Here is a 14,301-nt window from a genome sequence, read left to right on the forward strand (position 1 = left end):
GTCAGCCAGCCCGTGGGAAGTTGAAGATATCGTTGCCTTGATTGATGCGGCAGAGCCAGCACCGAAAAAGCGCGGCCCCTACAAGCCTCGCAAAAAAGATAATTCAAACTGACCCACTACCGGAAGACTGAGCGGGGTTGAACCGGCGGCCCGATCAGGCTAGCGTCGCGGCGCCGCCGAGTCCTTGGCCCGTATTCTGTCGGCTGCGGTCACACTTCATTTCCGAACCGGGTGCCCCTGAAGTGTGGAGACCGACATGGCCGAATTCCTGATCCGAAATGCCGATACCGTCCTGACCATGGACGATGCCCGCCGCGAACTCGCCGGCGCCGATATCCTGATCCGCGACGGGGTGATCGCGGAGATCGGCGAAAACCTGGCGACGACCGGGCCGATCCAGTTCGCCACCGGCTGCGTGGTGACGCCGGGGCTGGTGAACACCCATCATCATCTCTACCAGACCCTGACCCGCGCGGTGCCCGGCGGGCAGGACGCGCTGCTGTTCGGCTGGCTGCGGACGCTCTATCCGATCTGGTCGCGGTTCGGCCCCGAGGAGATGTTCGTGTCGGCGCAGGTCGGGCTGGCGGAACTGGCGCTGTCGGGCTGCACCCTGTCGTCGGATCATCTTTACCTCTTTCCGAACGGGTCGCGGCTGGATGATACCATCGCCGCCGCCGCGGGGATCGGCTTGCGCTTTCACCCGACGCGGGGCGCGATGAGCATCGGCGAGAGCGACGGCGGGTTGCCGCCCGATTCGCTGGTGGAGCGGGAGGCCGGTATCCTGAAGGATTGCATCCGGGTGATCGACGCCCATCACGATGCCGGCGAAGGGTCCATGTGCCGGGTCGGAATCGCCCCCTGTTCGCCGTTTTCCGTCAGCCGCGATCTGATGCGCGAGGCGGCGCTGCTGGCGCGGGACAAGGGCGTGATGCTGCACACCCACCTGGCGGAGAACGACGAGGACATCGCCTATAGCCTGGAGAATTTCGGCTGCCGTCCGGGGCAATATGCCGAGGATCTCGGCTGGACCGGGCCGGATGTGTGGCATGCCCATTGCGTGAAACTCGACGGCGGCGAGATCGGCCTGTTCGCGCGGTCGAAAACCGGGGTGGCGCATTGTCCCTGTTCCAACTGCCGTCTGGGCAGCGGCATCGCGCCGGTGCGGGCGATGCGCGATGCGGGGGTGCCGGTGGGGCTGGGCGTGGACGGATCGGCCAGCAACGATTCCGGAAATCTGGTCGCGGAGACGCGGATGGCGATGCTGTTGCAGCGGGTGGCGCGCGGGGCCGACGCGATGAGCGCGCGTGAGGCGCTGGAGATCGCGACGCGCGGCGGGGCGGATGTGCTGGGCCGGCCCGATTGCGGCCGGCTGGAGGTCGGGAAACGCGCCGATATCGCGGTCTGGGATGTTTCGGGCGTGGAAAGCGCCGGAAGCTGGGACCCGGCGGCGCTGCTGCTGGCGGGGCCGACGCGGGTGAAGCACCTGTTCGTGGAGGGGCGGCAGGTGGTGGCCGACGGTCAGATCGCGACGCTGGACCTGAACGCGGTGATCGCTCGGCAGAACCGTCTGGCTTCGGCTTTGGCGGGGTGAACCGATCACGCCCTGGCATGCCGGCGGTCCCGTGGACGCCTACGCATGAACCCTCCGCGTTCCTTCCTCTTGCACGAAATACTCCTGGGAGTTTGAGGGGCAGCGCCCCTCATCCTGATGAAGGGAATGCGCCGTAGGCGCACCTTTGGATCAGGTCCGCCTCCCGCCGATCCAGACCTCTTGGATCGCCCGGTCGTCGCCCATCATGATGGTCGCGAAGAGGGAGTCCCAGATGTCGCCGGCTTCCGCGTGGCGCTGGGCGATGGCGGGGGTGGAGGCGAGGTCCAGCACGATCAGGTCGGCCTCGTGGCCCGCGACCGCGTTGCCGATCCGGTCGCCCAGGTGCAGCGCCTCTGCCGAACCGGCGGTCGCCAGCCACAGGAGCTGCGCGGCGTGCAGCGGGGTTCCGCGCAACTGCCCGATCTCGTAGGCGGCGGCCATGGTGCGCAGCATCGAGAAGCTCGATCCTCCGCCGGTGTCCGTGGCCAGCCCGATCCGGTGACCGCCGGCCATCAGCCCGGCCAGGTCGAACAGCCCCGAGCCGATGAAGGTGTTGGAGGTGGGGCAGTGGATCAGCGCGCCGCCCACCTCGCGCAGCCGCGCGCGTTCGCGGTCTTCCAGGTGGATCGCGTGGCCGTAGAGCCCGCGCGCGCCCAGCAGGCCATGCGCTTCGTAGGTGTCGAGATAGTCGCGCGCAGCGGGGAAGAGGTTCTTCACCCAGGCGATCTCGTCCACCTGTTCGCTGAGATGGGTCTGCATCAGGCAGTCCGGGCGCTCGGCCCAGAGCGCGCCCATGGCGTCCAGTTGTTCGGGCGTCGAGGTGGGCGAGAAACGCGGCGTGATCGCATAGGAGATCCGGTCCACGCCATGCCAGCGGTCGAGCAGCGCCTTGCTGTCGTCATAGGCGCTCTGCGGCGTGTCGCGCAGCCCTTCCGGCGCGTTGCGGTCCATGCAGGTCTTGCCCGCCACGACCCGCTGTCCGCGCGCCTGCGCCTCGGCGAAGAAGGCGTTGACGCTTTCGGGATGGATGGTGGCGAAGCTGCACATGGTGGTGGTGCCATGGGCCGTGGTGAGGTCGAGATAGCGCGCGGCGATCCGCGCGGCATAGGCCGGATCGGCAAATCGCATTTCTTCCGGAAAGGTGTAGCTGTTCAGCCAGTCGATCAGCCGCTTGCCCCAGCTTGCAATGATCGCGGTCTGCGGGAAATGCACGTGGGCATCGACGAAACCGGCCATGATGACATGGCCGCCGTAGTCCAGGATGCGCGCGTCCGGATGGGCCGCGCGCAGCGTGTCGAGCCGGCCGACGGCGGCGATTCTGCCGCCGGTCATGGCCAGAGCGTCGTCGAAACGCGCCGCCCCGGTCGGCTCGGGGCAAAAGGGAGAGGCCGTGAAGGACAGGACCTGGCCTTTCAGGATCACCGTGTCGCCCATTCCGTCGCCCTTTCCGCCGCCAGAGTCCGGAGCAGACCTTACCGCGTCGGAAACTTCGGGTAAATCGCGCTATTGTCATTGTTTTCCGATGGCGGCTTCTTTTAGTTTGCGGTCAACCGCGGGGGGCAGACCATGACGACAGGCAACGACCGGACCGAGGCGGAGCCGACCCGCGAGGACTCCGACTACACGCTGGACCGCAGGGCGGTCGCCGCGATCCTCGATGCGGTGGAGGCGGGCGATCAGGCGCTTCTGACCGAGCTGATGGAGCCGCTGCACCAGGCGGATATCGCCGACCTTCTGGAACAGATCGGACCCTATGACCGGGAACGGCTGATCAGGCTCTATGCCCATGAATTCGATGGTGAAATCCTGTCGGAGCTGGACGAAAGCATCCGCGAGGAGGTGATTTCCTACCTGGCCCCGAACGTGCTGGCCGAGGCGGTCCGGGAACTGGAAAGCGACGATGTCGTCGACCTGATCGAAGATCTGGAGGAGCCGCAGCAGGAAGCCATCCTGGGGGTCCTGGAGGACGCCGACCGGGTCGCGGTCGAACAGGCGATGGCCTATCCCGAAGGCTCTGCCGGGCGCCTGATGCAGCGCGAGGTCGTGATGGCGCCCGAGCACTGGAACGTGGGGCAGGCCATCGACCACCTGCGCGCCAGCGAGGATCTTCCCGACCAGTTCTATCATGTCGTGCTGGTCGATCCGCGGCTGCATCCGATCGGCAACGTGACGCTGGGCAAGCTGATGGGCGCGCGGCGCGAGGTGCCGCTGCGCGACCTGACCGAAGAGATGTTCCGGGTGATCCCGGCCACGCAGGACGAAGAGGACGTGGCCTATGCCTTCAACCAGTATCACCTGATTTCCGCCCCGGTGGTGGATGACGAAGGCCGGCTGGCCGGGGTCATCACCATCGACGACGCGATGGCGGTGCTGGACGAGGAACACGAGGAGGACATCCTGCGTCTCGCCGGGGTGGGGGAAAGCTCGCTGTCCGACAGCGTCGCCGAAACCGCCAAGCGGCGGCTGCCCTGGCTGGGGGTGAACCTGCTGACGGCGATCCTGGCGTCGCTGGTCATCGCCCAGTTCGAAGCGACGATCGCGCAGTTCGTCGCCCTGGCGGTGCTGATGCCGATCGTGGCCTCGATGGGGGGCAACGCGGGCACCCAGTCGCTGACCGTGGCGGTGCGCGCCCTCGCGACCCGCGACCTGACCGGGTCGAACGTGTGGCGGGTGATCCGGCGCGAACTGATCGTGGGGCTGCTCAACGGGCTGGTTTTCGCGGTGGTAATGGGAGTCGTCGGGCTGGTCTGGTTCGGCTCGCCGGTGCTGGGCTACGTGATCGCGGCGGCGATGGTCATCAACCTGGCGATGGCCGGGCTGGCGGGCACCGTGATCCCGATCGCGATGGACAAGATGGGCGTGGACCCGGCGCTGGCCTCGGGCACCTTCGTGACCACCGTGACCGATGTGGTCGGATTTTTCGCCTTTCTCGGGCTGGCCGCCGTGGTGCTGCTGTGACGGATCCGGCGGCGGCGAAAGACGCCGCGCGCAAGGCCGCCTTTGCCCGCCGCAAGGCGGCGCATGCGGCGGCGGACGGCACCGGGTCGGCGCTGCTGTCCGGGGTTCTTGCCGGGTATCGCGGGGTTCCGCTGGCGGGATTCCTGCCGATCCGGACCGAGATCGACCCCTTGCCCGCGATGGCCGAGGCCGCCGCCCATGGCCCGGTCGGAGTCCCGGTCATCTCCGGGGCGGGGCAGCCCCTGCTGTTCAGCCGGTGGACGCCGGACGGTCCCCTGCGCGACGGGCCGTTCGGCGCCCGTGTTCCGGTGGTGGACGATTTCTTCGAGCCCGAGATCCTGATCGTTCCGCTGGTGGCCTTCGACCGGCATGGCGGGCGGCTGGGCTATGGCGGCGGGTTCTACGACCGGACTCTGGAACGCCTGCGGGCGAGGCGGGCGACGCTGGCGATCGGCTTCGCCTATGACGCGCAGGAGGCCGATTCGCTGCCGCTGGAGCCGACCGACCAGACGCTGGACCTGATCGTGACCGAACGCCGGGTGCTGACCGCCGGCCGCTGACCGGGCGCGGCTCCGGCGCGGCGGCGGGCCTCTCAGGGGTGCTTGCCCTCCGCCCCGGCAGTCTCTAACACCGCTGGAATGAGAATACTGTTTCTGGGCGATGTGATGGGCCGCGCGGGGCGCGCCGCCGTCACCGAACACCTGCCGCGCCTGAGGGCGGATTGGCGGCTGGATTTCGTTGTGGTCAACGGCGAGAACGCCACCAACGGGATGGGGCTGTCGGGCGAGCATGCCAAGGCGTTGCTGGATGCCGGGGCCGACTGCCTGACCCTGGGCGACCATGCCTTCGATCAGAAGGACATGTTGCAGTTCATCGAAGGCGAATCTCGGATCATCCGGCCGCTGAATTTCGCGAAGAACGCCCCCGGCAAGGGTTTCAGGCTGTTCACCGCGCGGAACGGGCGCAAGGTGCTGGTTATGCAGGTGCTGGGGCAGGTGTTCATGAAACGCCCCTTTGACGATCCGTTCTCGGCGGTGGAACCGATTTTGAAATCGCATCCGCGCGGCGGCCTGGCCGATGCGGTGATCGTCGATATGCATTGCGAGGCGACATCGGAGAAGATGGCGATGGGGCATTATTGCGACGGGCGCGCCAGCCTCGTCGTGGGCACCCACACCCATGTTCCGACCGCCGATGCGCAGGTGCTGCCGGGGGGCACCGGATACCTGTCGGACGCCGGGATGTGCGGCGACTACAATTCGGTGATCGGCATGGACAAGGCCGAACCGATGCGTCGCTTCATCACCGGCATGCCCAAGGCGCGGTTCACCCCGGCAACGGGCGAGGCGACCCTGTCCGGCCTGTTCGTCGAGACCGAGGACCGCACCGGCGCCGCCAGGGCCGTGCGGATGGTGCGCATCGGGGGGCGGCTGGAGCAGGCCGCGCCATGACCGCGCGGGAGATCGCGTTCTACACCTGCGTTCTGATCGTTCTCGGGGCGTGCTGGGGGCTGACGATTCCGCTCAGCAAGATCGCGGTGAGCACCGGTCACAGGCATTTCGGCCTGATCTTCTGGGACGTGGCGATCGGCGTGGCCTTTCTGGGCGCGGTGCTCGGCCTGCGCGGCAAGCGCCTGCCGGTGACCGGCGCGGCCCTGCGCGCATACGGGGTGATCGCGCTGCTGGGCACGCTGCTGCCGAATGCCGCCTCCTACCAGGCCATCGCGCATCTGCCGGCCGGGGTGATGGCGATCGTTCTGTCGCTGGTGCCGATGCTCGCCTTCCCGGTGGCGCTGGCGCTGGGGCTGGACCGGTTCAGCCTGCGCCGCCTGGCGGGGCTGAGCGTCGGTCTGGCCGGGGTGCTGATCCTGGTGCTGCCGGAGACGAGCCTGCCCGATCCGGCGATGCTGGCCTGGGTGCCGCTGGCGCTGGTCGCGCCGCTCTGCTACGCGTTCGAAGGCAATTACGTGGCGCGCTGGGGCACCGCCGGTCTGGACGCGGTGCAGGTTCTCGCCGGCGGGTCGCTGGTGGCCGCCGCCCTGTCGCTGCCGCTGGCGCTCGCGACCGGGCAGTTCATTTCGCCGTTCCGGTCCTACGGCCCGCCGGAATGGGCGCTGATCGCCAGCGCGCTGATCCACGCGGCGACCTATGCCGGCTATGTCTGGCTGGTCGGGCGGGCGGGGTCGGTCTTTTCGGCCCAGGTCAGCTATCTGGTCACGGGGTTCGGCGTCCTGGCGTCGCTGGCGATCCTGCGGGAAAGCTATTCGCCCTATATCTGGATGGCGCTGTGCCTCGTCCTGGCGGGCGTGTTTCTCGTGCAACCGCGCCGGAAGGAGCCCCTTGCTCCCGGACCGTCAATCGGGGAGACTGCCCGCTAGCCGATTTCCGCAGCGCCCGGGCCAAACCAGACAATCATGCATCTATTCCAGCTTTCCGACACCGGCAGCGCGATTCTGTCGCTGGTCATCGTGGGCGCGATGTTCGTGCTGTTTCTTCGCGAGACCTATCCGACCGAGGTGGTCGCCATCGCCGGCGTGTCGCTGATGCTCGTCACCGGCGTGTTGCCCTATGAGGCGGCGCTGCCGGTGCTGGCCAACCCGGCGCCCTGGACCATCGCCGCCATGTTCATCATCATGGGGGCGCTGGTGCGCACCGGGGCCCTGGACGCCTTTACCTCTGTGGCGCAGCGGCAAGCCTCGATCAATCCGCGGTTCGCGGTGGGGATGCTGATCTGTTTCGTGGTCATGGCTTCTGCCTTCGTGTCCAACACACCGGTGGTGGTGGTGATGATCCCGGTCTTCATCCAGCTGGCCCGGACGCTGGATATCGCGGCCAGCAAGCTCTTGATTCCGCTGAGCTATGCGGCGGTGATGGGCGGCACGCTGACGCTGATCGGCACCTCCACGAACCTGCTGGTGGACGGGGTCGCGCGGGCCAACGGGCTGACACCCTTCACTATTTTCGAGATCACGCCGCTGGGGCTGGCGGTGGTGGGCTGGGGGATGATCTACCTGCGCCTGTTCGGCCCGCGCCTGCTGCCCGAGCGCGACAGCATGGCGATGATGCTGAGCGACCGGTCGCGGATGAAGTTCTTCACCGAGGCGGTGATCCCGCCCGACAGCAACCTGATCGGGCGCGAAGTCACCGGGGTGCAGCTGTTCAAGCGCGAAGGTGTGCGGCTGGTCGACGTGGTCCGGGGCGACGTGTCGCTGCGTCGCAACCTGAAGGGGGTGGAGCTTCAGGTCGGCGACCGGGTGGTTCTGCGCACCCAGATGACCGAGCTTCTCAGCCTTCAGGCCAACAAGGAACTCAAGCGGGTGGACCAGGTGTCGGCGGTCGAAACCTCGACCGTGGAGGTTCTGATCACGCCGGGCTGCAAGATGGTGGGCCGTTCTCTGGGGGCCTTGCGGCTTCGGCGGCGCTATGGCGTCTACGTGCTGGCGGTGCACCGGCGCAACCAGAACATCGGCCGGCAGCTGGACGACTTGGTGGTGCGGGTCGGCGACACGCTGCTGCTGGAGGGCGCGCCGGGTGACATCCAGCGCCTGGCGGTGGACATGGAGATGGTGGATGTGAGCCACCCTTCGGCCCGCGCCTTTCGCCGCAACCACGCGCCGATCGCGGTCCTCGCGCTGTTGGGAATCGTGGTTCTGGCCGCCTTCGGGGTGGCGCCGATCCTGTTCCTGTCGATCCTGGCGGTGGCGCTGGTGCTGATCACCGGCTGCATCGACGCCGAGGAGGCGTTTTCCTTCATCGACGGCCGCCTGCTGGCGCTGATCTTCGCGATGCTGGCCATCGGGGCGGCGCTGGAAAGTTCCGGGGCCGTGCAGCTGATCGTCGACAGCATCGCGCCGTCGCTCGGACTGTTGCCGCCCTTCCTCGTGGTCTGGGCGATCTACCTGCTGACCTCGGTGCTGACGGAACTGGTGTCCAACAACGCGGTGGCGGTGGTGGTGACGCCCATTGCCATCGGTCTGGCCGGCGCCATGGGGTTCGATCCGCGTCCGCTGGTGGTCGCGGTGATGATCGCGGCCTCGGCGTCCTTCGCGACGCCCATCGGCTATCAGACCAACATGCTGGTCTACGGTCCCGGCGGCTACCGGTTCACCGATTTCATGAAGGTCGGAATCCCGCTCAACCTGTCCATGGGGATTCTGGCGTCGGCCCTGATCCCGCTGATCTGGCCCTTGTAGCGCGAGGGCACTGTTCCGCTTTTCCTGGCGCCGGCGATGAGGGGCGCTGCCCCTCAAACTCCCCGGAGTATTTCCGGCAAGAGGAAAACAGGCGCGGCGGTTCAGGCGATGGAGGCGGCGCGGCCCGCGGCGCGGCCGGAAAAGATGCAGCCGCCCAGGAAGGTGCCTTCCAGGGCGTTGTAACCGTGATAGCCGCCGCCGCCGAACCCGGCGGCTTCTCCGGCGGCGAAGAGACCGGGGATCGGGCTGCCGTCGGCGCCGATCATCTGGCTGTCGAGATTGGTCTGCAGCCCGCCCAGCGTCTTGCGGGTGAGAATGTTCAGCCGGACCGCGATCAGCGGGCCGTTGGCCGGGTCGAGGAACCGGTGCGGCTTCGCGGTGCGGAGCAGCCGGTCGCCGCGGTAGTTCCGGGCGGCGTGGATCGCCATCAGCTGCGCATCCTTGGTGAAGGGATTGTCGACCTGCCCGTCGCGGGTCCGGATCAGGGTGGCGAGGTCGGTTTCGTCGATCAGGTCGCTGCCGGTGAGCCGGTTCATGCCCCGCACCAGGCCGGACAGGCTGTCGGCGACGACGAAATCCTCGCCATGCCGCTTGAAGGCTTCGACCGGGGCGGGGGCGCCCTTGCCGGACAGCAGGCGACTTCTGATCACCTCCAGCCAGCGGCCGGAGGTGAGATCCGGGTTCTGTTCGGAACCGGACAAGGCGAATTCCTTTTCGATGATCTTCTGGGTGAGCACGAACCAGCTGTAGTCATGGCCGGTCTTCAGGATCTCGCGCAGGGTCGTCAGGGTGTCGAATCCCGGCAGGCAGGGTGGCGGCAGCCGGTGGCCGCGGGCGCTGAGCCACAGCGACGACGGGCCGGGCAGGATGCGGATGCCGTGGTTCGGCCAGATCGGACTCCAGTTCCGCACCCCTTCGGTGTAGTGCCACATGCGGTCGCCGTTGATCACCTGCCCGCCGGCCTGCTGGCTGATGCCGATCATGCGCCCGTCCACATGCGCGGGCACCCCCGCCACCATGCGGGCCGGCGCGCGGCCGAGCCGGTCCACCGGCCAGGCCTGCCGGACCAGGTCGAGATTGCCGCCGATGCCGCCGGAGCTGACCAGGACGGCGGCGGCGCGGCATTCGAAATCCCCGGTCACGTCGCGGCTGGTGCTGCCGCCCCGTTCCGTCGGGTCCGGCGCGAGGATTTCACCGGCGGCGCCTTTCGCGGCGCCGTTTTCCATCAGGATGCGGCTGACCCGATGGCGGAACCGCATCCGGATCAGCCCGGACTCCGCGTGGGCGCGCACCCGGCGTTCGAAGGGCGCCATCGCGCCGGGGCCGGTGCCCCAGGTGATGTGGAAGCGGGGGACCGAATTGCCGTGCCCGGCGGCGAAGGCGCCGCCGCGTTCCGCCCAGCCGACGACGGGAAACCAGCGCATGCCCATGGCGTGCAGCCAGGGGCGCATCTCGCCGGCGGCGAAGTCGAGATAGGCCTCGGCCCATTTGCGGGGCCAGGCGTCTTCGGGGCGGTCGAACTGCGCGCTGCCCATCCAGTCTGCGGCGGCCAGATCGCGGCTGTCCCTTATGCCCATGCGGCGCTGTTCCGGGGTGTCGACCATGAACAGGCCGCCCAGCGACCAGAAGGCCTGGCCGCCGAGGAAATGTTCCGGTTCCTGATCCAGAAGCAGCACCGATTTTCCGCGATCGCCGAGTTCCGCGGCGGCGGCCAGCCCGGCCAGTCCGCCGCCGACAATGATCACATCCGCGGTGTCCATCGGTTGTTCCCTTCTCCCGTCGCGCCAGCCTAGGCGAGGAGCGGGGACGCGGGCAATGGCGAAGGCGGCGCGGGCCGGCGGTTCATCCGTAGCGGGCGGCGAAACGGCGCAGGATCTCGCCGGGCACCGTGACCGAGGACGCATGGCAGACGGCGATCAGGGCGTCCGCCTCGTCGGGCGGGAAATAGCCGTGATCGCGATAGATCCGGATTCGGCGTTCGAAATCGTGGGCATCGGCTTCGGGATGGAACTGGGTCGCATAGACGTTGCGGCCGAACCGGACCATCTGAAACGGGCAAGGTTCGGAGCGCACCAGATGCACGCAGCCCGGCGGCAGCGCCTGCACCGCTTCCTTGTGGCCGACGAAACTCTGGAAGGCAGCAGGCAGGCCGGCGGTCAGCGGGTCGTTTGCCGCCTCCTCGGTCAGCGTGCAGTCCGACGGACCGACCGGTTCGCCGAAACGCGCCTTGCTGACCTCGCCGCCCAGGTGATGGGCGAGAATGCCGAGCCCGTAGCAGCAGCCCATGAAGGGATGATCCCGGTCGGTGATCTGCGGCATCAGCCCCATGATCTGCGTTTCGATCCGGATGTCCATGGCGGTCTTCCGGTCGGGTGGGTCGCTGACGCAGCCGGGGCCGCCGCCGACGATCACGCCGGCATAGTCCGTCACGTCCAGCCCTGCCGGCAGGTCCTCGCAATCGAGACGAATGCGGCGGGCGCGCCCGGCCGGCAGGGCGCATTTGCGCAGGATCGCGGCGAATTCGTCATCCGCCGCATCGGTTTCCGGGCGTAGTTGCAGGATCAGGAAGGGTTTCATTGCGCGCGCCTGCGGTCAGAGGGGCCAGAAGAGGAGAATGGCGGGGATCGACACCGCGATGACGATGATTTCCAGCGGAAGCCCCATGCGCCAGTAGTCGCCGAACTGGTAGCCGCCGGGACCCAGGATCAGGGTGTTGTTCTTGTGCCCGATCGGCGTCAGGAACGCCGAGGAGGCGGCCACGGCGACGGCCATCAGGAACGGGTCGGGCGACACGTTCAGGCTCTGCGCCATCTGGATGCCGACCGGGGCCGCGACGATGGTGGTGGCGGTGTTGTTCAGCACGTCCGACAGGGTCATCGTGACGACCATCAGCACCGTCAGGATGACCCAGGCCGGCATGCCTGCGGTCAGCCCGGTCAGCCCGTTGGCGATCAGTTGCGTGCCGCCAGAGGTTTCCAACGCCGCGCCGAGCGGGATCATCGAACCCAAGAGCACCACGACCGGCCATTCGATATGGTCGTAGATCTCGCTGACCGGCAGGATCCGGGTCAAGACATAGGCGACCACGACCAGTCCCAGCGCGATCGGCAGGTAGAGCAGCCCCAGGCTGGCGGCCAGGACGGCAGCCCCGAACAGTCCTATCGCCAGCCAGACCTTTTCGTTGGCGGTCACGCTCAGGCCGCGTGCCGCCAGCGGCAGGCATCCGAGCCATTCGGTCACATCGGCGCCGTGGTCGCGCGGGCAGAGCAGGAGCAGGATGTCGCCGGGCAGGACTTCGGTCTGGCGCATGTGCCTGGTGATGCGCTGGCCCTGGCGCGAGATGCCCATCAGGACCGTGCTCTTCCGCCAGGCCAGGCCGATGCCCTGCGCGGTCTTCCCGGCGATCCGGGCGGTTTCCGGAACCACGACCTCGACGACTTCCAGCCCTTCGCCGGCGGCGGTGATCATCTCCTGCCGCTTGGCATCGGAAAAGTCGAGCTTCAGCGCCGAGCGGAATTCGTCGAGCGCGTCGGGGCGGGCTTCCAGAACCAGCGTGTCGCCGGGCTTCAGCAGCGCATTCGCCGCCCGGCCGTAACGGCGCTTGCCGTCACGGATCAGGCCGATGATCGCCACATCGGTCTTTTCCGCGGCTTCGTCCAGTTCCGCGAGCCGCTTGCCGATATGGTCGGATTCTTCGGGGACGGTCAGTTCCGCGATGTATTGCGCGAGGTCGGAGGCGCCGGTCGTGTCGCCCGGCCGTTGCGGGATCAGCCGCCAGCCGATCAGCGCGACAAAGGCGAGACCGGCGATTGCGGCAATGCCGCCGACCGGAGCGAAGTCGAACATGTGGAACGGTTCGCCGAGCGATTCCTGCCGGATGGTCGCGATGATGATGTTGGGCGGCGTGCCGATCAGCGTGACCATGCCGCCGAGGATGGTGGCGAAGCCCAGCGGCATGAGCGACAGGCCCGGATTGCGCCCCGCCTTGCGCGCGGTCTGGATATCGACCGGCATCAGCAGCGCCAGCGCCGCGACGTTGTTCATGAAGGCGGACAGCACCGCGCCTATGCCGCCCATCAGCGCGATATGGCTGCCCAGCGACCGGCTGCTGTCCACCAGCGTCCGGGTGATCAGGAACACCGCCCCCGATCGCACCAGACCCGCTGAAACGATCAGGACCAGCGCTACCACGAGCGTCGCCGGGTGGCCGAACCCGGAGAAGGCGTCTTCGACCGGCACGACGCCGAGAACGACGCCCAGCATCAAGGCGGAGAACGCCACGAGATCATAGCGGAACCGGCCCCAGAGGAGCATTCCGAAGACGGCGGCGAAGAGCGCGAAGAGAATGATCTGGTCCTGGGTCATTGCGACACCCTAGGGCGAGGCGGCGGCCTTGGCCAGATGCCGGAACTGCGGACAGACGGCTTGCTCTCGCACCGCTGTCTGCCCTATAGAGCCGCGCAGACCCGCGAACGTTTCACTGACGGAGAACAACATGGCCGGCCATTCAAAATGGGCAAACATCCAGCACCGCAAGGGACGGCAGGACGCCGCGCGGTCGAAGCTGTTTTCGAAGCTCAGCAAGGAAATCACGGTCGCGGCCAAGATGGGCGATCCGGACCCCGACAAGAACCCGCGCCTGCGCCTCGCGGTGAAGGAAGCGAAATCGCAATCCGTTCCCAAGGACGTGATCGACCGGGCGATCAAGAAATCCCAGGCCGGCGAGGGCGACGATTACGAGGAGATCCGCTATGAGGGCTACGGTCCCAACGGGGTTGCGGTGATCGTCGAGGCGATGACGGACAACCGCAACCGCACCGCGTCCAACGTGCGGTCGACCTTTACCAAGAACGGCGGCAATCTCGGGGAAACCGGCAGCGTCGGGTTCATGTTCGACCGCAAGGGCGAGGTTTCCTATCCCGCCAGCGTGGGCGACGCCGACACGGTCATGATGGCGGCGATCGAGGCCGGGGCCGAGGATGTGGAAAGCTCCGAGGACGGGCATGTGATCTGGTGTGCGGACACCGATCTGAACGAGGTCGCGACCGCGCTGGAAGCCGAACTCGGCGAAAGCGAAAGCACCAAGCTGGTCTGGCGTCCGACGACGACCACGGAACTGGATCTCGAAGGAATGCAGAAGCTGATGAAGCTGATCGACGCGCTGGAAGACGACGACGACGTTCAGCGCGTCACCGCCAACTTCGAAGCCTCCGACGCGGTGATGGAACAGCTCTGATCAGCCGCTGACATAGGGCGCGGGGGCCTTCGCGTCGGGCCTGAAGAACACTTTTTGATTGTGCAGCCGGCCCAGGAGACGGTGGATATCCGCAAGCGTTTCGTCCAGCGCGGCCAGCCTCTCGGAGGTTTCGGCCGATGGCGCGGTATCCGCGAGCAGGCCGAGGCGGATCATCGACAGATCCTTCTTGCGGCTCTGCAGCGCGGTTTCGATCAGTTCGATGTCACGGACGTTCAATTCGAACCGGGTGTTGAACTTGGGCATGCTCGGGGCTCCTGGCGATGTGTCGGTAATATTGTTGCACGAAACGCCGGTCTCCGGGAC

Annotated in this window: 12 protein-coding genes and 1 pseudogene; 8 read left to right on the plus strand and 5 right to left on the minus strand. The window is 67.5% G+C overall.

The genetic code is table 11. The features are described 5' to 3' along the window. Together QO034_RS23450 and QO034_RS17575 are read left to right on the plus strand one after the other, a co-directional pair. Positions 1–112, plus strand: a pseudogene (locus QO034_RS23450) (IS1 family transposase); the annotation flags it as partial. 144 nt (positions 113–256) lie between these two features. Further along, complete coding sequence (locus tag QO034_RS17575) at positions 257–1,591, plus strand: 8-oxoguanine deaminase (protein ID WP_284486838.1); 1,335 nt, start codon at positions 257–259, stop codon at positions 1,589–1,591. Between the two features lie 150 nt (positions 1,592–1,741). Here QO034_RS17575 and guaD read toward each other — a convergent pair whose 3' ends face one another. Continuing rightward, entirely contained in the window at positions 1,742–3,025 is a 1,284-nt protein-coding gene (gene guaD / locus QO034_RS17580) for a guanine deaminase (RefSeq protein ID WP_284486839.1), read from the minus strand. A 132-nt stretch (positions 3,026–3,157) separates the two neighbouring features. Here guaD and mgtE point away from each other — a divergent pair, with 132 nt between their 5' ends. The 5 genes from mgtE to QO034_RS17605 all read left to right on the plus strand — a co-directional run bounded on the left by mgtE (position 3,158) and on the right by QO034_RS17605 (position 8,741). Next, positions 3,158–4,549, plus strand: a complete 1,392-nt coding sequence (gene mgtE / locus QO034_RS17585; RefSeq protein WP_284486840.1) for a magnesium transporter — start codon at positions 3,158–3,160, stop codon at positions 4,547–4,549. Then, entirely contained in the window at positions 4,546–5,109 is a 564-nt protein-coding gene (locus tag QO034_RS17590; RefSeq protein WP_284486841.1) for a 5-formyltetrahydrofolate cyclo-ligase, read from the plus strand. The genes mgtE and QO034_RS17590 overlap by 4 nt, the downstream gene beginning before the upstream one ends. A gap of 78 nt (positions 5,110–5,187) precedes the next feature. Beyond that, a complete protein-coding gene (locus QO034_RS17595) occupies positions 5,188–6,000 on the plus strand; it encodes a TIGR00282 family metallophosphoesterase (protein WP_284486842.1) in 813 nt (270 codons plus the stop codon). Further along, on the plus strand, positions 5,997–6,926 hold the full coding sequence (locus QO034_RS17600) for a DMT family transporter (protein WP_284486843.1): 930 nt from the start codon (positions 5,997–5,999) through the stop codon (positions 6,924–6,926). The genes QO034_RS17595 and QO034_RS17600 overlap by 4 nt, the downstream gene beginning before the upstream one ends. 36 nt (positions 6,927–6,962) lie before the next feature. Continuing rightward, positions 6,963–8,741: an SLC13 family permease gene (locus QO034_RS17605; protein ID WP_284486844.1), complete on the plus strand. Its 1,779-nt coding sequence runs from the start codon at positions 6,963–6,965 to the stop codon at positions 8,739–8,741. 101 nt (positions 8,742–8,842) lie between these two features. Here the strand turns inward: QO034_RS17605 and QO034_RS17610 are convergent, their stop codons facing one another. The 3 genes from QO034_RS17610 to QO034_RS17620 form a co-directional block, all read right to left on the minus strand. Further along, the gene (locus QO034_RS17610) at positions 8,843–10,501 is read right to left on the minus strand and encodes an FAD-binding dehydrogenase (RefSeq protein ID WP_284486845.1); all 1,659 of its coding nucleotides are present in this window, start codon (positions 10,499–10,501) and stop codon (positions 8,843–8,845) included. Between the two features lie 82 nt (positions 10,502–10,583). After that, positions 10,584–11,318, minus strand: a complete 735-nt coding sequence (locus QO034_RS17615) for a glutamine amidotransferase (RefSeq protein ID WP_284486846.1) — start codon at positions 11,316–11,318, stop codon at positions 10,584–10,586. Positions 11,319–11,333: 15 nt separating this feature from the next. Continuing rightward, positions 11,334–13,106 (minus strand): SLC13 family permease, encoded by a 1,773-nt coding sequence (locus tag QO034_RS17620; protein ID WP_284486847.1) that lies wholly within the window; start codon positions 13,104–13,106, stop codon positions 11,334–11,336. Between the two features lie 130 nt (positions 13,107–13,236). Between QO034_RS17620 and QO034_RS17625 the strand changes: the two genes are divergently transcribed. After that, a complete protein-coding gene (locus QO034_RS17625) occupies positions 13,237–13,977 on the plus strand; it encodes a YebC/PmpR family DNA-binding transcriptional regulator (RefSeq protein WP_284486848.1) in 741 nt (246 codons plus the stop codon). Here QO034_RS17625 and QO034_RS17630 read toward each other — a convergent pair whose 3' ends face one another. Further along, a complete protein-coding gene (locus QO034_RS17630; protein ID WP_284486849.1) occupies positions 13,978–14,241 on the minus strand; it encodes a hypothetical protein in 264 nt (87 codons plus the stop codon). It lies immediately after the preceding gene. Positions 14,242–14,301: the final 60 nt, after the last annotated feature.

Source organism: Sedimentitalea xiamensis, assembly GCF_030164465.1.
In the GTDB taxonomy this organism is placed as follows: domain Bacteria; phylum Pseudomonadota; class Alphaproteobacteria; order Rhodobacterales; family Rhodobacteraceae; genus Sedimentitalea; species Sedimentitalea xiamensis.

Bases quoted from the DNA above. Each gene is read 5' to 3' on its own strand.
- QO034_RS17575 (WP_284486838.1), top strand. From the start codon at position 257: ATGGCCGAATTCCTGATCCGAAATGCCGATACCGTCCTGACCATGGAC.
- guaD (WP_284486839.1), bottom strand. From the start codon at position 3,025: ATGGGCGACACGGTGATCCTGAAAGGCCAGGTCCTGTCCTTCACGGCC.
- mgtE (WP_284486840.1), top strand. From the start codon at position 3,158: ATGACGACAGGCAACGACCGGACCGAGGCGGAGCCGACCCGCGAGGAC.
- QO034_RS17595 (WP_284486842.1), top strand. From the start codon at position 5,188: ATGAGAATACTGTTTCTGGGCGATGTGATGGGCCGCGCGGGGCGCGCC.
- QO034_RS17600 (WP_284486843.1), top strand. From the start codon at position 5,997: ATGACCGCGCGGGAGATCGCGTTCTACACCTGCGTTCTGATCGTTCTC.
- QO034_RS17605 (WP_284486844.1), top strand. From the start codon at position 6,963: ATGCATCTATTCCAGCTTTCCGACACCGGCAGCGCGATTCTGTCGCTG.
- QO034_RS17610 (WP_284486845.1), bottom strand. From the start codon at position 10,501: ATGGACACCGCGGATGTGATCATTGTCGGCGGCGGACTGGCCGGGCTG.
- QO034_RS17615 (WP_284486846.1), bottom strand. From the start codon at position 11,318: ATGAAACCCTTCCTGATCCTGCAACTACGCCCGGAAACCGATGCGGCG.
- QO034_RS17620 (WP_284486847.1), bottom strand. From the start codon at position 13,106: ATGACCCAGGACCAGATCATTCTCTTCGCGCTCTTCGCCGCCGTCTTC.
- QO034_RS17625 (WP_284486848.1), top strand. From the start codon at position 13,237: ATGGCCGGCCATTCAAAATGGGCAAACATCCAGCACCGCAAGGGACGG.
- QO034_RS17630 (WP_284486849.1), bottom strand. From the start codon at position 14,241: ATGCCCAAGTTCAACACCCGGTTCGAATTGAACGTCCGTGACATCGAA.